General features: G+C 70.2%; 27 protein-coding genes. 21 read left to right on the top strand and 6 right to left on the bottom strand.

The genetic code is table 11. The features are described from left to right. The 4 genes from ACFWY6_RS21050 to ACFWY6_RS21065 all read right to left on the bottom strand — a co-directional run. Positions 1–1335: ATP-binding protein (locus ACFWY6_RS21050; protein WP_384692466.1), on the bottom strand; the 1335-nt coding region annotated here is incomplete at its 3' end. Between the two features lie 35 nt (positions 1336–1370). Then, on the bottom strand, positions 1371–2060 hold the full coding sequence (locus ACFWY6_RS21055; protein WP_384692544.1) for a hypothetical protein: 690 nt from the start codon (positions 2058–2060) through the stop codon (positions 1371–1373). Next, positions 2057–2371, bottom strand: a complete 315-nt coding sequence (locus ACFWY6_RS21060; RefSeq protein ID WP_384692468.1) for a DUF6112 family protein — start codon at positions 2369–2371, stop codon at positions 2057–2059. The genes ACFWY6_RS21055 and ACFWY6_RS21060 overlap by 4 nt, the downstream gene beginning before the upstream one ends. 144 nt (positions 2372–2515) lie before the next feature. Further along, a complete protein-coding gene (locus ACFWY6_RS21065; RefSeq protein WP_384692471.1) occupies positions 2516–3652 on the bottom strand; it encodes a C40 family peptidase in 1137 nt (378 codons plus the stop codon). 512 nt (positions 3653–4164) lie between these two features. On the opposite strand from ACFWY6_RS21065, the gene ACFWY6_RS21070 reads away from it, so the two are divergent. From ACFWY6_RS21070 to ACFWY6_RS21135, 14 genes are all read left to right on the top strand, one after another. Beyond that, complete coding sequence (locus ACFWY6_RS21070) at positions 4165–4920, top strand: DNA-methyltransferase (protein WP_384692473.1); 756 nt, start codon at positions 4165–4167, stop codon at positions 4918–4920. A gap of 206 nt (positions 4921–5126) precedes the next feature. Continuing rightward, positions 5127–5732, top strand: coding sequence for a DUF4913 domain-containing protein (locus tag ACFWY6_RS21075; RefSeq protein ID WP_384692545.1), 606 nt, complete (start codon positions 5127–5129; stop codon positions 5730–5732). Beyond that, positions 5729–6217 carry a hypothetical protein gene (locus tag ACFWY6_RS21080; protein ID WP_384692476.1) on the top strand — a complete coding sequence of 163 codons (489 nt, stop codon included), beginning with the start codon at positions 5729–5731 and terminating at the stop codon, positions 6215–6217. The genes ACFWY6_RS21075 and ACFWY6_RS21080 overlap by 4 nt, the downstream gene beginning before the upstream one ends. Further along, positions 6214–6828, top strand: coding sequence for a DUF3631 domain-containing protein (locus tag ACFWY6_RS21085; protein WP_384692479.1), 615 nt, complete (start codon positions 6214–6216; stop codon positions 6826–6828). The genes ACFWY6_RS21080 and ACFWY6_RS21085 overlap by 4 nt, the downstream gene beginning before the upstream one ends. A gap of 89 nt (positions 6829–6917) precedes the next feature. Beyond that, the gene (locus ACFWY6_RS21090; RefSeq protein WP_384692482.1) at positions 6918–7376 is read left to right on the top strand and encodes a GNAT family N-acetyltransferase; all 459 of its coding nucleotides are present in this window, start codon (positions 6918–6920) and stop codon (positions 7374–7376) included. Further along, positions 7333–8022: a hypothetical protein gene (locus tag ACFWY6_RS21095; protein WP_384692484.1), complete on the top strand. Its 690-nt coding sequence runs from the start codon at positions 7333–7335 to the stop codon at positions 8020–8022. Before ACFWY6_RS21090 ends, ACFWY6_RS21095 begins: the two co-directional genes overlap by 44 nt. Before the next feature lie 39 nt (positions 8023–8061). Continuing rightward, entirely contained in the window at positions 8062–8784 is a 723-nt protein-coding gene (locus ACFWY6_RS21100; RefSeq protein WP_384692487.1) for a hypothetical protein, read from the top strand. Between the two features lie 410 nt (positions 8785–9194). Then, positions 9195–9653, top strand: coding sequence for a hypothetical protein (locus ACFWY6_RS21105; RefSeq protein WP_384692489.1), 459 nt, complete (start codon positions 9195–9197; stop codon positions 9651–9653). After that, positions 9650–10093 (top strand): hypothetical protein, encoded by a 444-nt coding sequence (locus ACFWY6_RS21110; RefSeq protein ID WP_384692492.1) that lies wholly within the window; start codon positions 9650–9652, stop codon positions 10091–10093. The genes ACFWY6_RS21105 and ACFWY6_RS21110 overlap by 4 nt, the downstream gene beginning before the upstream one ends. 9 nt (positions 10094–10102) lie before the next feature. Then, positions 10103–10525 carry a hypothetical protein gene (locus ACFWY6_RS21115; RefSeq protein WP_384692495.1) on the top strand — a complete coding sequence of 141 codons (423 nt, stop codon included), beginning with the start codon at positions 10103–10105 and terminating at the stop codon, positions 10523–10525. Positions 10526–10555: 30 nt separating this feature from the next. After that, positions 10556–11464 carry a winged helix-turn-helix transcriptional regulator gene (locus ACFWY6_RS21120; RefSeq protein WP_384692497.1) on the top strand — a complete coding sequence of 303 codons (909 nt, stop codon included), beginning with the start codon at positions 10556–10558 and terminating at the stop codon, positions 11462–11464. After that, positions 11461–12042 carry a hypothetical protein gene (locus tag ACFWY6_RS21125; RefSeq protein ID WP_384692499.1) on the top strand — a complete coding sequence of 194 codons (582 nt, stop codon included), beginning with the start codon at positions 11461–11463 and terminating at the stop codon, positions 12040–12042. Before ACFWY6_RS21120 ends, ACFWY6_RS21125 begins: the two co-directional genes overlap by 4 nt. Then, positions 12039–13277 (top strand): MFS transporter, encoded by a 1239-nt coding sequence (locus tag ACFWY6_RS21130; RefSeq protein ID WP_384692502.1) that lies wholly within the window; start codon positions 12039–12041, stop codon positions 13275–13277. The genes ACFWY6_RS21125 and ACFWY6_RS21130 overlap by 4 nt, the downstream gene beginning before the upstream one ends. Before the next feature lie 42 nt (positions 13278–13319). Beyond that, entirely contained in the window at positions 13320–13652 is a 333-nt protein-coding gene (locus ACFWY6_RS21135; RefSeq protein ID WP_384692505.1) for a hypothetical protein, read from the top strand. Positions 13653–13805: 153 nt separating this feature from the next. Here the strand turns inward: ACFWY6_RS21135 and ACFWY6_RS21140 are convergent, their stop codons facing one another. Then, the gene (locus ACFWY6_RS21140) at positions 13806–14315 is read right to left on the bottom strand and encodes a hypothetical protein (RefSeq protein ID WP_384692507.1); all 510 of its coding nucleotides are present in this window, start codon (positions 14313–14315) and stop codon (positions 13806–13808) included. Positions 14316–14665: 350 nt separating this feature from the next. Between ACFWY6_RS21140 and ACFWY6_RS21145 the strand changes: the two genes are divergently transcribed. The 6 genes from ACFWY6_RS21145 (at position 14666) to ACFWY6_RS21170 (ending at position 19924) form a co-directional block, all read left to right on the top strand. Further along, positions 14666–15901 (top strand): ATP-grasp domain-containing protein, encoded by a 1236-nt coding sequence (locus tag ACFWY6_RS21145; protein ID WP_384692548.1) that lies wholly within the window; start codon positions 14666–14668, stop codon positions 15899–15901. Positions 15902–15968: 67 nt separating this feature from the next. Beyond that, complete coding sequence (locus ACFWY6_RS21150; protein WP_384692510.1) at positions 15969–16547, top strand: hypothetical protein; 579 nt, start codon at positions 15969–15971, stop codon at positions 16545–16547. Continuing rightward, positions 16493–17179 carry a hypothetical protein gene (locus ACFWY6_RS21155; protein ID WP_384692513.1) on the top strand — a complete coding sequence of 229 codons (687 nt, stop codon included), beginning with the start codon at positions 16493–16495 and terminating at the stop codon, positions 17177–17179. The genes ACFWY6_RS21150 and ACFWY6_RS21155 overlap by 55 nt, the downstream gene beginning before the upstream one ends. A 27-nt stretch (positions 17180–17206) precedes the next feature. Further along, positions 17207–18052 carry a DUF317 domain-containing protein gene (locus ACFWY6_RS21160; RefSeq protein ID WP_384692516.1) on the top strand — a complete coding sequence of 282 codons (846 nt, stop codon included), beginning with the start codon at positions 17207–17209 and terminating at the stop codon, positions 18050–18052. A gap of 179 nt (positions 18053–18231) precedes the next feature. After that, a complete protein-coding gene (locus tag ACFWY6_RS21165) occupies positions 18232–18843 on the top strand; it encodes a DUF317 domain-containing protein (RefSeq protein ID WP_384692551.1) in 612 nt (203 codons plus the stop codon). Between the two features lie 49 nt (positions 18844–18892). Continuing rightward, complete coding sequence (locus ACFWY6_RS21170; protein ID WP_384692519.1) at positions 18893–19924, top strand: SpaA isopeptide-forming pilin-related protein; 1032 nt, start codon at positions 18893–18895, stop codon at positions 19922–19924. A 376-nt stretch (positions 19925–20300) separates the two neighbouring features. Here the strand turns inward: ACFWY6_RS21170 and ACFWY6_RS21175 are convergent, their stop codons facing one another. Beyond that, entirely contained in the window at positions 20301–21080 is a 780-nt protein-coding gene (locus tag ACFWY6_RS21175) for a hypothetical protein (protein ID WP_384692522.1), read from the bottom strand. Between the two features lie 332 nt (positions 21081–21412). Here ACFWY6_RS21175 and ACFWY6_RS21180 point away from each other — a divergent pair, with 332 nt between their 5' ends. Continuing rightward, a complete protein-coding gene (locus tag ACFWY6_RS21180; protein ID WP_384692525.1) occupies positions 21413–21733 on the top strand; it encodes a hypothetical protein in 321 nt (106 codons plus the stop codon). Positions 21734–21851: the final 118 nt, after the last annotated feature.

The raw sequence follows: 21851 nt of genomic DNA on the forward strand, positions 1-21851 counted from the left end.
GCTGGCACCGGATGAGGAAGCGGAGTTCGGGGCCGGGGGCGCGCCCTGCGGCGGAGGCGTGGACGAGCCCGCCGGGTTGGACATGAACCCGCCGCCGGACGGGGAGCCCGAGCCAGAGCCGGGTCCGCCCTGGCCGGGACCGCCGCCGAACTGGCCGCTGGTGTCGTCGGTGGCGCTAGTGGGCGGAGGCTGGACGGCCTTCTCCAATCCGTCCTTCATGCCCTGGCCGCCGCCGGAGCCGCCGGATTCCTGGCCGCTGCCGCCGGTGGGATTTGCGGCGATGTCGCCAGGGAAGCCGCCGCCGGGAACCGAGTCAGGTCCCTGCGGGGCGGCGCCCGCTCCGGCTGCCGCGCCGCCGGTTCCGGCAGTGGCAGCCATCGCGGCGGCCTTGCGGCCGGCGTGCTCGGTGTGCTGCTTGGCGAGTGCAGCTCCGGCACCACCGGCGCGATGGATGTCCTCGCCGGACGTGCCCTCAGCGGCCCAGTGCACGAATTTAAAGGTGGCGTACGGAGACAACAACACCAACACCATGATCACGATGCCGGACATGACGTCGGCGAGCGCACCGATGCCGTCCTTGGCCTCGGTCTTGCCCATCGCAGCGATCCCGAGCACGAAAATGACGGTCATCAACAATTTGCTGACCACCAGGGTGGCGGTGGCTTCGATCCAGCCGCGGCGCCACCGGCGGGCGACTTCCCAGCCGCCGCCGGCTCCGGCGAACACGGCCAGGGTGACCATGACCAGGATGCCGACCTTGCGGACCATCATCACGCACCAGTAAAGGACGGCTCCGATGGCGGCTCCGATGGCGGCGAAGACGGCGACGAGCCAGCCCATCCCGGCCAGCCCAGGTATCTGATTCACCTTGACCATGCGCCGCACAGCGGATTCGATCGACAGGTGTGATGCCTTGAACAGGCCGTCGGACAGAGCGTCGACCACTTCGATCGCCACGGTGGTCAACGCGATGGCGCAGAACGCGAACAGGACGCCGGACATTGTGCCGGTGAATGCTTGGGTCAACGCTTGGCCGTCGCGTTTTGTCGCGGCCCGGACGAGTTGGGCGCAAAAGGTGGCGACCAAGAGGACCAAGCCAATGGGCAAGATCATCGCGTAGTTGTCGCGGAACCAGGTCGCGTTCAGATCGACCCTGGTCGTTGTATTCACTGCTTTCGCGGCCAAGTCGGCTGATGCGGCGGCGAGTTCACCGGCAGATTTGGCCATCCAGTCGCCGATGACTTTGCCGGGATCGCTGGCGAAATCGACAGCGCCCTTGGCGGCGCCGCCGATGGAGCACAGCTTGTCGGCCAGGGGGTAATCACAGAAACCCACGGGGAGTTGGCCTCCTTTCGTGTCTCAGGCGCGGGTCACTGCGTGACGGTCGGGGCGATGGCGGCCAGGGTGCAGTCGTGGCTGGGGCGGCACTGGACGGCCAGGGTCACGGCGCGGTCCTCGGCTCCGCCGCCGCCCTTCTTCCAGGCGATCTCCTGCTTGCCGTTGACGGTGACGACGTAGATGTACGCCTTGGTGATCGCGGAGGGGTCCTCGGCCAGGGCCGCCTTGAACGCGGAGGGGAAGTGGCCTTCGGTGACCGTCGCCTTGGCGTGCTGGTCGTTGTCGGCCATGCGCGACCACAGGGTTGGATCCGGCACCTGGGCGTTCACCGAGGCCCAGTCGGCGTACTTGGTCTCCGTGGTCATCCACGCGCGCATGCCAGCCAGTTGCTGGTCACGGGTGGTGTCCCGGGTGTCGTAGGACCACAGCATCTGGGCTGCGGCCTTGGCGAAGGCGACCGGCTCGGCGATCTGCGGCGGCTTGGGTACCGACCCGCTGCCCGTGCCTGGCTTCGGTGCCCGCTCGGAGGGCGCGGTGCTGCCGGCGGCGGACGGTGAACCGGAGTCGGAGTGCCCGCCGTTGTCGCGGCCGGTGAAGAACGCGACGGCGGCAGCCAGGGCCAGCAGGACGGTGAGGGTGATCGCGACGCTGGCGACACGGCGGTTGGCCGACCATCCGACGCCGTAGGAGGACAGGGAGAGGGAGGGGAGTCGTTTCATCAGTGGACCTGCGACCCCAGGGCGCTGAAGAACGCGACGATGCCGTTGGCGGCGCCGAGGCCGAGCGCGGCGCCGGCGGCGACGACGGCGCCCTTCTTGCCGTTGGCCTCGGCCTGGTGGCCGCCGGTGTGGTGCCCCCAGGCCCACACGCCGAGCGAGACGGCAAGGGCCCCGACGACGGCGATGATCCCGAACATGTTGATGCTGTTGACGACGGACTTCAGGACGCCGAGGCCGGGCAGGCCGCCGCCCTTGGGGGAGATGCCTGGGTCGTAGGCGAGCTGGATGACGCGGTCTGCGAGAGGTATGGGCATGGGTGTGGCGGGGCTCCTTGCGTGCGCAGGCCGACTGCGGCCCGGCGAAAGGGGGGGGGAGAGATGAAGGGGGGATGGCGCGAGCGGCGCCGAGAAGTGGCCGGCCTGACCCGCGCGGTGCGGGGACTCGGGCGGCGGGCGGCGTCAGAGGACGCGGCGGACGGCGAGAATCACCCAGTCCTTCAGAGGCGTGATACGTACCGGTTTGCCAGTCTTTGGGGCCTCGATCACGAGACCCGCACCCATGAACATCCCGACGTGCTCCGGGCGTTGGGCGCTGCCGCGGCTGAAGATCAGGTCGCCGGGCTGCAGCTTGCTGTGCGAGACGGCCTTGCCCTCGTTGACCTGGGTGTACGTGGTGCGGGTGAGCTTGATCCCGGCCTTGGCGTACGCCTGCTGCATGAGTGAGCTGCAGTCGCAGCGGCCCATCGGGTCAGGGCCGTGCGCGGCGGTGCAGCTGCCGCCCCACTGGTACATCGTGCCGAGCTGGTGCATCGCCCAGTCGATGGCCTTGCGCGCCTTGGGATCGGCGTCCTTAGGGATGGCATAGCCCTTGGGCACGCTCCCCTCGGGGATGCGCCCGTAGGAGGAGCCGTCCTCGGCCGGACCGCAGCCGGAGGCCGGGGACTCGGTGTCCTTGGACTTGTCGCCGTCCTTGGCGGGCTTGTCCTTGCCGCCGCCGGGGAAGGTGGTGGCGATGGCTTTCTGCAGGGCGGTGGCCAGCGGCTCCCACTGCGCGTACGCGTCCGGGAGGCCCGACTTCTGCACGGCCTGGGCGGCCTGGGTGACGGTCATCTGCTCCCAGCCCTTGACCTTCACCAGCGCCTTGTAGAACCGCTCCGAGGCGTAGACCGGATCGCGGATCTGCTGGGCGGTGCCCCAGCCCTGGCTGGGCCGCTGCTGGAACAGGCCCAGCGAGTCGCGGTCGCCGGAGCCGAGGTTGCGCAGCCGCGATTCCTGCATGGCGGTGGCGAGCGCGACGATCTGCCCGCGCTTGGGCACATCGAGCGAGAGGCCGGTGGCGACGATGGTCTGGGCATTGGGGACCTGTTCAGCGGGCAGGGACAGGCCCTCGACCTTCACGTCCTTGCCGGACGCGCCGTCGAGGATCTTGGTCACCTGCTTGGTGACGGCGTCCGTGTCGACGTCATGCAGGCATCCGCTGAACCCGCTGGTGGTTTCGGCGGCTTCGCTGGAGGCGGCGGCCACCATCATGGCCGTCCCGGCGAGCAGCAGGGGGGAGAGGAAGACGACGCCGATACCGGCGGCTATCGCCTTCAATCCGGTGCGCCTCCCGGCGGCGGGGATTCAGACAGGGGAGGGTAGGGAGTTGTCACAAGGGCGTCCTTGAGGGGTGAAGTCCCGGCCGTGCGGGCGTGCTTGAGGAAGGCCGCAGCGGCCGGTGGTGGATGAATCGGGGCCCCGACGCACGCGGCGAGTTGCACCTCGCCTCTGCGCGCGTCGGTCAGGTTCAGGTGGGGCCGGGCATGGGGGACCTCGGTTCGTGAGGGCGGGCGGAGAGGAAAGCCGTCGGCGGGAACTGCCGGGCTCCAAAACAGTAAGCGCAGATCCCCGGTCGGCAGAATAACGCTCCGTCAGAAAACAATTCCACGGGAATTTCGCCCAACGGCACCGCTCCACCGGGAATCGTGCCCTACATTGATGGCTCCTCCCCTCGCACCCCGCATTGCGGACCGTGGGCATCGTCATGCCCGCGTCTGTTCCGCCCGGGGGCTGTGCGCGAGCCGGAGTGAATCAGCCCACCCTCACCCGAACCAAATTGGGGTATCCCTTTGCCATTTTCCCTGCATCAGGGCGACGCTCTGAGCGTCCTCGCCGAACTTCCGGACCACTGCGTGGACTCCGTCATCACCGACCCGCCGTACAACTCAGGCGGCCGGACGGCCAAGGAGCGCACCAGCCGCAGCGCGAAGCAGAAGTACACCTCCGCGGACGCGCAGCACGCGTTGCCGGACTTCACCGGCGAGAACATGGATCAGCGCAGCTACGGGTTCTGGCTGACCCAGATCATGACCGAGGCGCACCGGCTGACGAAGCCGGGAGGCACCGCGCTGCTGTTCACCGACTGGCGCCAGATGCCGACGACGACGGACGCCCTGCAGGCCGCCGGCTGGCTGTGGCGCGGCGTGCTGGCCTGGCACAAACCGCAGGCCAGGCCGCAGAAGGGCCGTTTCACCCAGAACTGTGAATTCATCATCTGGGGCTCGAAGGGCGCCATCGACGGCTCCCGGAACCCGGTCTACTTGCCCGGCCTCTACTCCGCATCGCAGCCCTCGGGCAAGAACCGCCAGCACATCACGCAGAAGCCGGTGGAGGTGATGCGGGAGCTGGTGAAGATCTGCCCGGAGCAGGGGACGGTCCTGGACTTCACCGCCGGATCCGGCTCTACCGGCGTTGCGGCGCTGCTGGAGGGGCGCTCGTTCATCGGGGTGGAGAAGACCCGCGAGTACGCCGAGGTGGCCGCCGACCGGCTGACCGAGACCGTGCAACAGACCTTGTCCCAGGACGACTTCGTCCTGTCCGCCTAGGAACCTCGCGCTGCCCGGCACGGGGCGAGAGCGGACTGCTGGCCCGTCTTTCCCCCGTGCCGCGCGATGCGTTATAGCACCGGATCCCCGGTTAGCGAAACCGGGGATTCTCTGGATCGTGGAGCCGTCATTCGCACGCCATCGGCCGCGGCTTCAAGGAGACCCATTTCGTGCCCGAATCCATAGACCTCCCCGACGACGGGGAGATGGAACCTGTCCGGCTGCCGGACTCGAATCTGGAGAGCGTCGAGGCCAGCGTCCGCAAGCTCATGGAACAGCAGGCCGAGCAGGCCCGGCAGCTCGACAGCCTCTCCGCACCTCCGGACCCCTCGCCCTTCGCGGCGTTCGGCATGCCCAGCCTTCCCGGGATGCCCGGAGCGCCGATCCAGGCGGCGCCCGAGCCGCGCCCGATCCTGGAACTGGAGGGCGAGGAGTACGAGGACGAGCTGGACGCGCTCACCGACTGGGTCGACGACTACCTCATCCGCATCTACGGAGCTGAGGTCACCACCGCGGCCCCATGGTGTAAGCAGTGGCAGGAGCACGACGACGTCGTCGCCTGGCTCCACGCCCTGTGGATGGCCTACCAGCAGCACAAAGACCCCGAAGCCGGGCCGTCCGGGATGTTCGTGTGGCACCGCGACTTCCTCACCCACTGCCTGGCCCATGTTCGCGCTGCGGGCGGACCGCTCTCGGCCTGCCAGACCGACCCCGACCGCGACGCGCACCGCCTGCTGCCCGGCCCCACCCGCTCCGCACGCTCGGCCTCCGCGGACCGGCCGGAGCCCGGTGAGCCGGACCAGGCCGCATGAGTGGGCCCGAGCACCGGCCCGCCTTCGGCCTCTCCTTCGACCCGCGCGCCCTGACCGACCTCCTGGCGGCCCCTGGCGACATCCGCGACCTGGCCCTCGCCCAGCTCCAGGACGTCGTCAACGCCAAGCAGTTCGGCCCCAAGCTGATCGGCGAACTCGCCGACTACCGCAAGCTGTACGTCGACAGCCGCAAAGCCTGGCGCGTCGTCTACGCCCAGCGCCCGGCCCCGCCCTCCTCGGCGCACCGCACCGAGATCCATGTGGTGGCCGTACGCCGGCGCGACCGCCACGAGGTGTACAACGTCGCCCGCAAACGCCTGGGCATCACGCGCCGCCCGGTGAGCGCGCTCGCCCACGCCGCCCGCTCCCGCTCTCCGCAGCTGGAGGCGCGCCGCGAAGTCCCCAAGCCGGGCCCGCCGCCGTACGCGGTGCCTGGTCTTCCCCGCCCCGCCCTGTCCCCGACTCCGAAGGACCGCACTCTTTGACGACCCACTTCCCCTCCGGCCTCGACGACCTCACGGCCGCCCTCGCCGGACTCGACATCCCGCAGGAGGACCCGCACCACCGGGCAATTGTCGACACCTACCGCCGAGTTCAGCAGCTGGACGCGCAGCTCCTCGCCGTGGCCGGCGGTGAGCCGACCGGCTGCCTCGCCGACACCCACGAGCAGCTGGAGCAGCTCACTGACGCCCTCATCCTGCGCGTGCTGGCCGGCGCCGAGCTGACCCGCCTGCTGAGCATCCAGTGCTGCTGCGCCCCCGTCGGCGGCGACGGCGAACAGGACACCGCTGAAGACGAGGCGGACTGCCGCTCCTGCCCGTACGCCGAGCACACGATCGTCCACGCGTGTCTCGACATCTTCGCCGCTCACGGCAATCCGGAAGCCATATCCTCGGCCGATCTCACCGACCGCCTCCGCCAGTTGCCCGGTATGACGGAGAGCCGCTGGTCGTACGCCGAACTCACGCCACTGCGCCTGAGCCGTCTCCTGGGCCCTTACGGCGCGCGGCCCCGCAACGTCCGCTTCGGCACCCACCAGCTCAAGGGATACCTGCTCAGCTCCCTTGAGGCCGCGCTGCCCGACTGCTCCTGCTGAGGCACCCCGCCCTCACGGTCCTGCGTCGCGTAAAGGTCGAGGACTTCCCGCTCGTCGACGCCTTCCACCAGCGCTGTTCCTCCGCGCACTTGCTGTGCCGCTGGGGTCGTACGCACCTGCCGCACCGCACCCTTGGCCAGCTGCTGGCGCATGCCGACTGCTGGCTGGGGCTCGGCGCGGGCGACGAGCCGCTCGCGCTGGTCTGTGCCGGTCCCGTCAGCCGGGAATCGGGCGTCTTCGACCTCGGGCTCCAAGTCGCCGATGCCCACCAGCGTCGGGGTATCGGCACCGTGCTGGCCCGGCACGCCGCTCAATACGCCCACGCCCGGGGCGCCCACACCCTGAGCACCTACACCGAGGCATCCAACCGCCCGATGCTCGGCCTGCTCCGGCGTCTTGGCCCCGTCCGCGAAACGCGGCACGGATCGCACCTCGCCCTGCGCCTGCACCTCGGCGTGAGCGGCCTCGCGCACCGGCCCTCGCCCCACCCCAAGGAACTTCTCCATGCCCCGCAACGCTCCGGTCAAGAAGGCTCTGACCCAGCTTGATCACCGCATCGAGGCCGCCGTGGGCCACAGCATCGACCGGCTGTGGCAGCACCGCGACCGCGACCTGCTCGACGAACCGCACACCCACCTGGTTGACGCCCACCGGTCCCTCGTCCAGGCCGAGACCAACGTGACCTTCTACCGGTCCCAGCTCAACAGCCTCTCCTCCGGTGAGTACCCGGTCGATGGCTCGCTGTTCGAGCGCATCGACCGGACCCTCGGCCTGCTGGAGGACGCGGCCCGCACCCGGGACCAGCGGCAGGCCCAGGCCATCACTGCGCTCGAGCCCGTCGAAGCCGCCGCCCGGGACAAGGCTCCCCGCGACGTGCCGGACCTGCCCGCGCCCGACATCGCGGCGCTGCTCGCCATCACCCAGGGCGCCAAGCTCCACCAGAACCTGCTGACACAGCAGTTGTACGTCGTCACCGCCTCCGGCACCCGTATCCCCTACAGCCAGCTGCAACGCCTCGAAGAGGACCGCCTGGTGGTGCGCGACACCTCCCACCCGGTCACGGCAGGCCAGCCCGTCACCCTGACCGACACCGGGCGCGCGGCTCTGATCGCCCCGCGCTCACCCAAGGCACCCGGCGCTGTCCCCGTCCCCAGGCCCGGCACCTGGCCCGCTGTCACCCCTGCCCGCCGCTGAAACCCGCACCGCCCCGCGCGCCCGTCCCCGAAAGCCCCTATGCCCTCATCCCCGGACTTCCGCCTCGATGGTTACGACGCCGTCAACGACCGTGTCGCCGAGCAGTTCTGGCAGCACATCGACATCGAAGCCACTGACCTCACCGTGCTCGCCGAGCACCACACCGATGATCAGCGGCACAGCTACTACGTCCTGCACAACGGCGCGGTGACCTGGGGCATCCCCGGCGAGCCGCAGCTTGTGGCCCTCCACCTGCAGCGCGACGTTCAGGCCCGCACCTTCCGCTTCCAGTACGACCAGCTGCCCTTGGTGCCCATGGCGCAGAGCTGGCTGATCGCCCGCGGCTGCCCGAAGGGCGCCATCCGCCTGCGCCCGGACATGGGCACCGACGCCGCCGACGAGGCCACCACAGCACTGGAGGACCGCCTCACCTCCGACGGCGACCACTTCGAGATCGTCACCAGCTACACCTCGGACGACCCGGACCGCATGCAGATCACGGTGCTCCTGGCCGCCATCGACGACAAAGCGCCGCTGCGCTTCCGGGTGCTGCTGGAAGAGGTCGACACGGAGCACTGGACGCACACCCTGCGAGAAGGCGGCTTTTCGACCTACGAGCAGGCCACCGCCTGGTGGCAGGCCCACTGGTCCGGCGACGACGTCCCCCTGCCGACCGCCCAGACAGCGACCCGGCACAGCGCACCGTCCGCGAGGCCCGGCCTTCCTGCGGCTCCCGCGCCGCGTACGGGCCCAACTCGCTGACGGCTAAGGCGAATTCGCGTCGCCTCTGGATTTCCATCGGGGTGAATCCGTGAGGCGCTGGCGCCGGCGAGGGCGAAACATAGCAGCACATCCCCGGTTAACAAAACCGGGGATTCTCCGGACTCTTGAACCCGACCCACCCGGCGTCAGCGGCGGGTGAGTTCCTGCGTTCCCTTCTCTCTTTCCCGGAGGCCAATTCCTCATGCGCTCACCCCGCATAGCCGTCTCTGCCGCCGCTTTCGGCGCCCGCGCCCTGCCGCTCGTCGGTGCCACGTCCGCGAGCGCAGCACCGGCCCAGTCGCTGTCCCGGCCAAGCGAATTCACCGAACCGACAGCACATTTCCCCGCGCTTCGCCGCTGAACAGCGAAGCGCACCCCGCCCACGCATTTCCAAGGAAAGGAGCCGTGCCGTGCCCGACGACGCCGACGACGTGATGGGCGTCATCACCCAGCAGATCGAGGACCGCTTCCAGATGCCGCTGGCCGACCTGCGCCGGGCGGTGGCCGCAGCCCCGCAAGGCAACAACGACGCGACCGTCGTCGTGAAGTGGTACGGAATGCTCACCGAGGCCCAAGAGGTACTGGAGAAGGCCGAGGACGCCCTCGTCGCGGCCCTCGACAACGCCCCCGGCGGCGCCCTGGACGACCCGATCATGGCGCTAGCCCACCAGGTCAATGCCGCCGTGGCGGTGCGCGACGGGCGGGCGATGGTCGTACGCCACTACACCGACCCGAACTCCCTGGGCCGCAAGGGCCCGGGAGCCTGGCGCGGAGCCGAAGCAGCCCCCCACCGCAGCTCGGCCCTGCAGACCGCACCGGCGCCGAGCGCGCCCGCACCGTCCGTCCCGGTGCGAGGAGCGGTGCGGTGAGCGTCGTGCACAAGCCCACCAGCCAGGACGAGCCACTGGCCCAAGCCTTCGGCGCCTCGCTGAGCGAGCTGTACGCGCAGGCCGACACCCGAGAGGCGTCCGCCGCCCTGACGCGTGCCCTGGAGCTGCGCTCCTGGCTGGCGGTGGCCGAGGAACAGGTCGCCCGGGTCCGCGACCGCATCCACGACGCCACTGCCGCCGACCGGGACATGGGCGAACTGTCTGCCGACGACCTGCGGTTCGACGCGCAGTGGATGGAGGCGGCCCTGTCCGCCCGCGACGGATACGCCACCGCGCTCGGCGAGTTGCTGCGCACCATGCCGCCGCCCGGAGTACGCCCCGAGCGGCCGGTGCAGCTCGCCCATCCCAGGCTCACCACCACGCTCCCGCCCGCCCCGGCACCCCTTCGTGCCGGGGCGGTGCGGGCCCGCCGACCGTGAAAGCCCCGATTGCCCCACACCACCTCCCACACCACCTCCCAGACCATCGCCGAACGCATCGAGGACCTGTACGGCCAGCCGATAGCCGCACTCGAAGCCCACGCCGACACCAACCCGACCGGCACCATGCTCGCCGCCCTGACGAGCAGCCACACCGATCTGCAGCTCGCCGAGCGCAACATCACCTTCCAGCTCCAGCGACTGCGTGAACTGGCCCACCCAGAACGGGAGATCGGCAGGGGCGAAGCAGGCCACCTGCTCGACTGCGCCCGCCGGATCGCCGAATCCGTCGCCACCCGGGACGCCCACGCCAAGACCGTCAGCGCCGTCCTCGCCGGCCTGCACCGCGTCCCCGCCACACCATCCCCGCCGGCGGCGGCCCCTGCCGTACCGGCCTCCGCTGCGGCGCCCGCTGCCACCCACACCCGCTGATCCGCCCGCCCCGCCCTAGGAGTTACCCCCTTGGCCACCACCGGTCTGCCCCGCTCCACCCAGGTCGACGTCGCCCGCGTCACCGAGTCGCTGGAGATGATCACCCCGCTGTGGAGCGTGTGGATCCTGATGACCCTGTCCACCCAGCCCCTGCGCTACGCCGAGATCAAGCCGCGCCTGCCCTGGCTCAACGACGGCACGCTTAACCCCAAGCTGCGCCGCCTCGCCGACGCCGGGCTGGTCGAGCGCACCGAAGTCACCCAGGGCCACGTCACCTACGGCCTGACCGGACGGGGCGCCGATCTGCTGCCCGTCCTGACCGTGATCGCCGCCTGGGGCGAGACGCACCTGGAAAAGCCTCTGGTGAAGAACAAGGACACCGGGAGGCTGGAGCCGCTCGCCACGGTCGCGCCCGCGCAGAACATTGAAGACACCCTCGCGCTGATCGGCTCCCGTCACGCCACACCGATCCTGTGGGCGCTCAAGGACCGCGGCGCCTCCAGCGCAAAGGCGCTGTCCGCCGCGGCGATGCCGGGCTACCGGCTCAGCAACATCTATCCCCAGGTGGACCGCCTGGTCGCGGACGGCCTGGTCCGCAAGGACGGCCGCGCCTACGAGCTGACCGCCAACGGCCGCGCGCTCGCTCCCGTCTACCGGGCTCTGAGCGCCTGGGCCAAGGGGCGCCCGCTCGCCGAAGCTGACACCCATCCCCTGTGGGGCCAGGCCCCGGCGGCGCAGCAGACGAAGTCCGGACCGTGGCTGACCACCCAGCCCCGCATACCGGCACCCGCCACTCCCGTGCCCACCGCGGCATCCCCGGCCCTGTCCACCCAGCCCCCGGCCACGTCGGCCGCGGCCTGGAAGGGCGGCGACCTGTTCTCGCACCAGATACCGGTACGCCCCATAGCCCTCCCGCAGGCAGGGGGGCCGCGCCGATGACCCGCCTCACCACTGCCGAACACCCGCAGGCGCGCCGGGCGATCAGGGCGCTGACGCTGCCCGGACTGATCCGCCTGGTCACCGAGATCGACGATCACGGCCCCATCAGCCGCCGCCGCGGCAGCCTGCAGAGCACCTTTGACGACCTGAGTGCGCCCCAACTGCGCCACGCCATCGACCGGGCGCGCGAGTTCGGCCTCGTCTACGGCGATGAGCACGAACGAGTCCGCTACCGGCTCACCGACAGCGGCGAGGAGCTGGCCGAGGTGTACGACACGGCCGCCCGCTGGGCGCGCGCCCACCAATTCCCCACGGCAACCTGCGATTTCGTCACCCGGGTCCAGCGCACCCTCGACCTGCTCGGCCACGCTCCGGCTCTCGCGCAAGGCGCCGACCGCATCGGCGAATCGAGCGGGATGGTCGTCCCCGGGGGAGCAGTCCTCGACCGTGAGGCCATCGCCGCCCTCGACGGCCCGCGGAGCGTACTGGCCGCCTGGCTCCAGTCGCATGCGTACGTCCTGCACCACACGGCCCTCCACTCCTCCCTCGCGCCGGATGAGTGGGAGCCCGCTGCGTGAGATCCCGTGTCGGACCCCGGCATGCCCGCCGGCCGGTCCCCACCCTGCTGCGCGGTATCTACCTGCCCCGCAGCATGGACGCCGGGGCCTTCGCGATGACGACGTACGGGATCCCGCTGCTGGTGCTCGCCACCACCAACTCCGCATCCCTGACCGGGGTGGCGTTCGCTCTGGAGTGGGTGCCGCGCCTGGGCGCGTTCGCCGTCGCCGGAGCGATGGTCGACCGCCACGGCACCACCCGCGTTCTCCGCACGGCCTCGGCGCTGCGGGCCGCGGTGGTCGTGGCCGCCGCCCTCGCCTTGCCGCAGCTGGAGGCCGGGCTGCCCACCACGGTCGCCGTCATGCTGCTCGCCGCCTCGACCGGCGTGCTCACGGAGTTCTCGTACATCGCCGCCGAGACGGCGGGCGGCGTCGCCAGCCGCCAGGCCGGCGAGCGCGCCCACCGTGTGCAGTCGGTGCTCCTGGGCATCGACCAGGTCGGCACCCTGGCCGGACCCGCCATCGCCGGACTGCTGCTGGAACGGGCCGGGGCGGCCGAGATGCTGGTCACGATCGCCGTCTTCTCCCTCCTGGCGTCCGCCCTCGCCCCTCGGCAGCACGCCACCAGCACCGAGACGCCGGAGCCGGTCCTTGCGGGGCTGCGCACCGGATGGACAACGCTGCGCTCGCTGCCCGCGTTGGGCTGGCTGGTCTGCGGACTGACCCTGTCCAACCTCGCCATCGGTCTGCTCCAGGCCGCGGCCCCCGTGATCGTGGTGAAGGAGTTCGGACACTCCAGCGCGGACGTGGGCCTGATCTGGTCGGTGGCCGCCGTCGCCTCCCTGATCACGGTCGCGGTGTGCCGCCGCGCGATCGACCGCTGGGGCCTGTGGCCCGTCGGCGCGCTCTCCGCCACCGTCGCGGCCTGCGGATGCCTGGCCGTCTCCCTCACCCACACCTACACCGCCTACCTCGTGCTGATCGCGGTGCTCATGGCCGGCGAGGGCGGCATGACGGTGGTGCTGCGCACCCTGCGCTCCCACCTCATCCCGCAGCAGGTGTTCGGCGCCACCCTCTCCCTGACGATCCTGCTGCTCCTGATCCCGTTCCCGCTGGCCGGCGTCCTGGTCGCCACGGTGCCGCCCACCCTGCTCGGCCATGTGATCACCGCCTGCGCGGTGCTGCAGGCCCTGGGCCTGGGCCTCGCCTTCGTACGCCTGCGCACCCTCCCCGGCCTTCACGCCCGTCTCGCCTGACACCCCCTGCCCTTCTGCCCTTTCGCCCTGGAGATCCACCCGATGCCCACGCCCGCCGCCGCCCAGGCCGTCATACCGGTCGCCCGCCCCTCCTCCCGCGCGGGATCCAGGCCCACCATCACCGACCAGTTCCTCGCCTGCGACGCCGCGCACCCCTACGTCTACCGGGCCTTGGAAAGGCTGACGGCCGAACGGCTGGCCGCCGGAGCCACCCGCATCGGGCTGAAGGAACTGTTCGAGGCCCTGCGCTGGCGACTCCCGCAGGGGCTGCGCGGGCTCAACAACAACTACACCGCGCTGTATGCGCGGCAGCTGGTCGCGGATCACCCCGAATGGGCCTCCGCCTTCGAGCTGCGCCGCCGCCGGACCCCCTGAACCGACATCGCTGTGCCTGAACTGCCCCTTATCTGCTGCCTCTTGGAGAGTCCTTTGTAGGTACGTTCGGCTATCGCAAGCTGGGGAATGCCTCCGCCCTGTGGAGCGATCCTGTCTGTCTGCGCAGGGGCGTTCGAGCATATTGAGGGGCACTCAGACCTTCCCGCGGGCCGCGCGAGCGAACCCGTACATCCCTTTTTCCAGGTCGCGACTCGCCTTCCGGTAGTCCGCCTTGAGGACACCGGGTAGCGCACTCGTCATGTGTTCTCTCCTGCACATCTCGGCCAATGCTTCGACCAACAGCACTGCGGCGTACACGTAGCTCGCGTGCCCCATGACCCGTCTCACGCCCGCCAGGTAGACGCGGGGGAGCGTCTGCCGGACGGTCGACACGGCCGACTTCAGGTCGACGATGTACTGGTCGATCTCCGCCGCGTCCAAGGGAGTGTCAAGCGGCCACCGCTCGTTGGCGAAGCGCGCTACGAGCTTGGCGTGCGCGACTTCGACGCGTGTCGTGGCGTCTAGGAAGGCCAGGTAATCCTCGCGCCGAATCTGGCGTCGGTGCAGCTTCGTCGATGCCCATGCCGTGCCGCCGGTAGTGGCTGCGCCGACCGCGGCTCCGATGATTGCTGCCCACCCTTGATCCACGGCCCCCACCTTCATGCGATCAACCGATGGTCGAGCGTAGACGGGGCCGGTCAATGGCGGACGAGGTCCCCGCGCCCCGGATCCGAATCCCCCCGACATCGCCTCGGCGAAGGCGCCTTCGGGATGCAGCAGCGAATCGCTGTCGAGCAGTGCCAGACGCGTTGAGCCCTCGCCCAACTTCGTAGTCGACGCGCACCCTCCCCGCCGCTGGGTGCACGAATCATGCATCAAATGCACGCCTGCCCTCAAAGGGGCAGGCCATCAGCCCTCTACTTGATAGGGAGGACGGTGGCCTAATGCTGCAGGTCCCCAGTTCGCATTCCAACGGATCTTGCGCCAAGCGCAACTCCCCGGGTTCGCCCACCATCCTTGTCGTTTCCACCGCCGATCCGGAGGCCGAGGCATACCGCGGATACTGCCTCGAAGCCGTCGCCACCCGGTACGACGTCGTCCTGATCACTCCCGCCGCGCCCACCTGGGAGCGGGAGTTCATCGCCGACTTCGAGATCGCCGATCCCGACGACGCCCAGGCGCTGGCCGCCGCAGGACAGGCCCTGGCCGAGCGGCACGAACTGTCCGGGGTGACGACGTGGACCGAGTGGTATCTCGTCCAGACCGCGCGCCTGGCACGGCGCCTCGGCCTGTCGACGAACGGCCCCGAGGTGATGGAGGCCGCCCGCAACAAGGCCACCGCCCGCACCCTGTTCGCCCGCCACGGTGTGCCCTCGGCCGAATCCATGACCGCCCGCTCCCTGCTGGAGGCAGCACTCGCCGCCGAAACGATCGGCTACCCGGTCGTGCTCAAGCCCGCCGCCCGCGCGGGCAGCATCGGCGTCATCCGCGTCGACCGCGCCGAAGAACTCCCCGGCGGCTTCGCGTTCGCCGCCGCAGGCGCCCGCGACGGCATGGAAAGCACCAACGTCCTGGTGGAGGAGTACCTCGACGGACCCGAGGTCTCCGTCGAGTGCGTCACCCACCGCGGCCACACCACCGCCGTGGCCGTCACCCGCAAGACCCTCGGCCAGGCGCCGTTCTTCGAGGAAGTCGCCCACAGCGTCGACGCCGCCGACCCCCTGCTCGACCAGGTCGCGCCCGTCGCCACCGCCGCCATCAAGGCGCTCGGCATCACCGACGGCGTGAGCCACGTCGAGATGCGCCTCGTGAACGACCGCCCCCGCCTGATCGAGGTCAACGCCCGCATCGGCGGCGACATGATCGGCCACCTCGTCCAGCTCGCCACCGGCGTGGACCTGGCCCGCGCCGCCGCCGACACCGCCTGCGACCAGGCCCCCGACCTCACCCGCACCCGCCGCGGCGCCGCCGCGATCCGGCTGCTGTACCCGAGCGCCTCCGGCACCCTCACCCACTGCCACCTCGACGCCAGCTTCGCCGCCCGCACCCCGTGGCTGGAGCAGATCACTTTCCAGCGCACGGTCGGCGACACGGTCATCCTGGCGCCCGCCGGCGACATGTTCAGCGCCCGCGCTGGATTCCTGATCACCACCGGGCCCACGGCCGAGACCGCCCAGGCCCGCGCCGACGAGGCCCTCGGGCGCCTGACCCTCGCCGTCGAACCCTTGCCGTCCGCGTCCGTCGCGTAACTCGCGCGCTCCTCCTGCCCCTTCACGACGTTCGCCGTGCCCTGCCCGCTGAACAGGAACCACCACCATGCCTCAGCCCTCCCACACCGCACCGCCCGAGCGGCGCTCGCTGCGTCTGAACGACGTTGCTCACCTGGGCGCCGCGACACTCCAGCCGCTCCTGCAGGACAGCTTCCGCAACCTGGTCACGGCCGCCATCGCGGACGCGACCGGGCACCTGCCCCGCAGCTCCCGCAAACTGCTGCACGGACCGCACTTCCGTGACGACCTCGTCGACGCGCTGCGCTGGGCCGAGGGCGAGATACAGGTCGCTTCCGAACGCATGACGTGGACCGGCGACCCGCGGGCCGAGCGCACCCTGCGTCAACTCCAGCAAATCCGTACCGCCCTGGCCCAGGCCCGCGTCGAGGAAGCCGACCGGCGCCGCACCGAACACCACGCCTCCACCGGACATCAGGTGGACACCGACTCCGCCGCCACGGCCCGCCTCTGGCTACGCAGCGCCTTCCCCGACCGCTTCGAGCAGCTCCTCGCCCAGGAATACGCCGCGGCCCAGCTTGAGCCACCGCCCAACGGCCCGCTCCGGCCGACGTGTTCGACGCCATCGAGCGGGGTGCGAGCGAGGGCCTGCTCTTCGCCACCATGACCACGGCCGTCCACGGCTTGCTCGCCAAGAGCCCCCTCGCCTTCCGTAACACCGTCGCCGCCGATGCGCGCGAGCAGGACGAGCGCACCATCGAACTGCGTCACCCGCTCCTGCTGCGCCGCTGGCGCGCCGCGCTGGACGAACTGGCCGAGATGACCGCGCCGCTCGCCGGGGCCACCAGCGCCACGGAGCTCGGCCCGCTCACCAGCGACTTGGACGCCCTGCCGCGCCAGGCCGCCTTCGCCGTCCTCAACGCCCGCCGGTTCCTCGTCGCCGTCCACCTGCGCACCGCCGAGAACACCCGCGTCGCCCGCCAGTACGCCCAGACCATCACCCAGCGCGAACAGGACGAACCCGACCACGCCGCCCACCGCGGCGTCTTCGGCCAAGCCCTGCACCGCCTGGCCGACGAACACCCCCCCGACTACGACCACATCCGCCATCGGCTGCGTCCCTTCGAGGCCAGCCCCGGACGCCTGGATGTGTCCGTCCTGAACGCCGGCCAGCGCGGCGCACTCAAGCGCCAGGTCCTGGCCGAACTCGCCCCCTCCCCGGCGCCACCGCACCTGTCCACGACCCCTGCCCTGCCGAGGCCAGCCACGCCCACGGTGCGCCCGGCAGCCGCCCGCTGACCTCCCCCGACCCCGACGGATGTTCCGATGACCGATCCCACCCCGATCGAGGGAGATGTCTACGTCTCCCCGCGCTATCTCGCTGGCCTCGGCCATGTCGACCCCATGCGCTTTGAGTCCGTCAAAGAGTGGCCACACCACGACCTGGGCGACAGACCGTGCCAGCTCCTCATCACCTCCCCAGACCACCGCATCAAGGTCGGCTGGTTCGGCGACGACTTCGATGTGTGGAAGATCAGCGTCGCCGAGGACGCCGTCTCCGCATCCCGCTGGACGGCGAGCATCAGCGACAAGATGCCGCCCGAGATCGTCCGCGACTTCGTCCATGCCCTGGCCGACGAGTGGGATGAGGACAGCGACAGCTTCCTGGCGAACCGCTCGTACTACTGGACCGACGCGGTCCAGCCGCTGCTCGACGCGGGCTGGGAACGCAGTCCGGTCGCCTACGGCTTGGTCGAAATCGTCTCCCCGGACCAGATGGCCGGCGCGAGCATCGACGTCGTCAGCAGCGATCCCGATGCCGAAGTGGTGACGCTGTGGGCCGGACCTGACAAACGCAGGGTCTTCCGCGCGGAGGCGAACTTCACCGCACGCACCCCGAAGCACCTGATCGCCGCCATGGCCGCCTCCTTCGTCGCACCGGCCCCCATCGCCCGCTACCAGGCGGACCTGAGCCCCCGGCTCGCCCAACTCGCCCAGCTCACCCCCGTCGAGCCACCGAAGCCTCCCGCGCCCACCCCGGTCGACGTCCAGCAGACCGTCGCTGCCCGTCGCCGCCCGCCCGCGCTCGGCACGCGCAGCGTCCCCCGCTGGAGCACCACCACACTCCCACCGGCCGTGGCCGGTGCCGCCCTGCCCGCCCGCCGCCGCTGAGGACCCGCGCATGTCGACCGACCCCTTCACCAACCTCGACCCCGATCAGCAGGTGAAGGTCCTGCCCCGTCACCTGGCCGGTCCCGGATCCGTCGATCTCACTACGGTCTGGCCCTTCCCCGAGGACTAGTCCGTGCACCAAGCCGACGACGGAGCAGCCCTCGCCACCAGCCCCTGGACTGGTCGCCAGCCGGGCCCTCGACGCCGACAGCCCGCGTAAGGGGAAGTGGACGGTCACCGCCAATCGCGCCCCGTTCGGCCCTGCGGCCTGGCAGGTCACCTTCGATGCCGCCACCCCCGTCGAGCTGCTGCACGACTTCCACAGCGAGCTGGTCGACCTCTACCTCGAAGACCGCCAGAGCGGCCAGGGCCGACTGCTACAGGACAACACCCCAGCGCAGGAGGCGTACACACTGCTCCTCGCCCGCGGCTGGAGCCATCAGATTAAGACCGACGGCACCCAGTTCTTCCGCGGCCCCGAGTCCCTCGGCGTCGTACGGCACCGCTACGCCATCACCGGTGCCGACTCGCCCACCTGGTCGGCCTGGGGCGGATACCCGAGCGAGCCCTACTGGCGCGCACGGTTCTCCTACGGCACGCCCACCACGCTGGCCGCCGCCTTCACCGCCTCCCTGGTCTCCACGGAGCCGGTGAGCCGTGCGGTGAAGGACGTCCCGTTCCACACCCGTCGCCACATGTATGTCGCGGCAACAACCCCGGCGCAGCAGACGTCCGTCGGCGCCCCGGTCGCTGTGCCTCCTGGGCTCCCCGGCCCGAGCCGGACCCGCTGATCACCCCCTCACCCCCGGCAATCCCACCCTGTACCTGGAGAGTTCCTACTTGCACACCCGATCCGCCCGCCTTCTCCCGACCGCGGCACTCACCGTTGCCGCCACTGTGACCGGCTCCCTCGCCTGGGCTCCTACCGCCTCCGCTCAGACGCCGGATCCGACCCCGTCCGCCTCCACCACGCCCGCCCCGCGCAATGCCGCCGAAAGCGGAGGTGTCGCCATTCTCAAGAAGGACCCGGGCGGCGACGTCCTGTCCGGCGCGTCCTTCACCCTCTACGACGCCAAGGGCAAGGAAGCCGGGAGCGGCAAGACCGACGCTGAGGGCCACCTGTCCTTCAAGGACCTGGCGCCGGGCGTCTACCGGCTCAAGGAAGTCTCCAGCGGCAGCCCGCTGCACGACGTCGTCGAGGACCAGGACGTCATCGTCACCCCCGGCACCGACGCCCCGCTCACCATCGTCGACCCGTTCAAGCCCGCCTCGGTCCTGCTCAAGGCCAAGGACGACAAGACCGGCAAGCTCCTGCCCGGCGCCACCGTCAACATCGGCACGGGCGACAAGACCCTCCTTACCCTCACCACCGGAGACAAGGGCACCGCCACCGCCAAGCTCCCCGTCAACAACCGCACCGGCACCGACTTCTGGGTCGAGGAGACCAAGGCGCCCACGGGGTATGACCTCTACAAGGGGCAGCGCGAGTTCAAGGCCAAGGCAGGCGACCCGGTCACCGTGACCGTCACCAACGCCAAGAGCCACACCACTCCGCCGAGCCCCGACCCCACGGGCAAGCCCACCGACGAGCCGACCGAGAAGCCGACCGACAAGCCGACGTCCGGCGGCTCCGGTGACGACGGCACGCCGGAGCCGATGGAGAAGCCGACCGGCTCCCCGGCCTCTGACGAGACCGCATCGAGCACCACGGCCCCCGAGCCCGACGGTTCCCTCGCCCACACCGGCGCCGACGCCACCCCGTGGCTGCTCGGCGGCGCCGGAGTCCTCCTCGCCGCCGGCGGAGGCGCACTCCTGGCTGCCCGCCGACGCCGTACGGACGGCTCCGACAACGACGGCTCCACCGAGAGCTGACAACCCGCCCCTCGAATACGGCCCCCGGAATTCGCCTCGCGTTTCCGGGGGCTTCGTCGTGTCCAGCGGAGGCAATGAACCGCCCCGGGTTCGTTAGAGATCTCAGTTGGTGGCTGTGAGCGCCTTGATGGCATCAGTAGTCGCGCAGGGGGGACCGGTGCCGTACTCGGTCTCCTGCCCGTAGCAGGCCAGCAGGTTGCGGGCCTGGACCTGGTAGCGAAGCTGAGCATGTCGTCGTCGATGACCTTCGGCCGTCCGCCGTGGTTGCCCTTGGCCGCTGCGGTGACCTTGCCTTCGAGGGTTTCTCGCGGATGTAGCTGCGCTCGATCTGTCCGGCGACCGCGAGCACGGCGAAGAGAACGGTCGCTTGCAGCGCCTATGGCGGAGTGCTCCGGGAGGCGTACTGCCGAGCGGTGTGTTCCAGGAGTGTTCGACATGCGGTGGCCAGGGATTCGAGCTGTTTGTCGTCGACCTGGAAGCTGATCAGTCGTCCGCCTGGAGTGGAGACGACGCCGGTGGGTTCAGCGGCGCGGAGGTGGGGCCAGAAACGACCGTGAGCGAAGCCAGAGGCCACCCGCCATGATGCTCGTGTCTGCTCGGGATCGAGTCCGGCGGTCGATGCTGCGGTGACGATGATTTCCCCTGCACGTGGCGTACTCAGAGGGCAGAGCCCCAGGTTGTCAGCAAGTTGCTTGACCTCTTGGCGCCGCTGCTCGCCGGTCTTCTCGTCCGGGCCTGTGACGACATGGTGCACGTCGGCCTCATGCTGGGCGCGGTTACGAAAGTCTTCGTCCCACAAGCTGAGAGCGCGGTGCCGGCGCCCGTCGCAGGTCTGCCCCTCCAGCAGCCACACAGCCGTGGCGAAGTTCTCCAGCACGCACCGCAGCAGGGTCCACGGGCTGTACGGATCGACCTTCCGCACGACGGTGACCAGCTTGTTCAGGGCTTCGACATGGAACAGCCCTGCCGTGAGCGAGGAACGGACGAAGTTGGCGACGCCCCACGACTTCAGCGGCTCGTCGTCTTGCGCCAGGCTGCTGCCCACTGCGGGCTCAGGCGGCGGCACAAAATGGTCGTCGGCTCGGTGCACCGCCGCTGCGTCGAAGAGTGGACCCAGATAGGAGAAATCGCCAAGCCCGGGGGCTGGTGCGCTCATTTGCCTAGACTACGAAACATTTGCCGACTCGCTTGCGCGTAACACGGCCCTCGGCGCTACTCGTCTAGGTGGGGTAGTCGGCGATGCGCACCGCAAGCGCTCGCCAGAGGCTGGGTGACATGGCCAGCAGGGCGCCGAGGGCGATGTCGAGCGGAGTGATCTCCGCGTGCGGGGGCCGATAGTCATGGTCGGTTACGCCGCCATCGAACTCGCGCCCCTGCCGACGAAGCCCCGCGGCATCACCGCCATCAACCCGGCTTGGCGCTCAGCGTATCGTCTACGTCGACACGCTGAGTGACACCCCCCACGCGGACGCGCTGGAAGAGTGGAGCGTGGAGATCCTCCACCGTCGCCGGGTTCACGACGGCAGCCGTTGCCCGGCGGCGCCCCGTGTGTGCGAAGCAGAACACTGCCCGGCGTACACCGTGAGTGACGGTGCGGCTGGTTCGATGACCTTCTTCCGTGTGCACCTTGACTATGGGCGCAATGCGTACGCGGCAATGGAGGAGGAGTCGGAGGACCTCTACGAGATCGCTCAGGTCCTCCTCGACCCCGCCACCGGCTACTACACGGACGAGGTCGGCGAACTGCTGGAGTACAGCGGTTCCGCTGTAGGATCCGCAACTTCGTTAGCACTGACGGTGGTTCGTTAGCAGCGGATTGGCAAATCCGCGGACCCGTTGACAATGACTACGTTCAGTAGCGGTCTTCGGTAGGTCTCTTTCGATCTCCACCGGGTGTGTGCTGCCCGTGCTTCGTACCGTCTCCGTC

The sequence above is a fragment of the Streptomyces sp. NPDC059037 genome (assembly GCF_042740015.1).
In the GTDB taxonomy this organism is placed as follows: domain Bacteria; phylum Actinomycetota; class Actinomycetes; order Streptomycetales; family Streptomycetaceae; genus Streptomyces.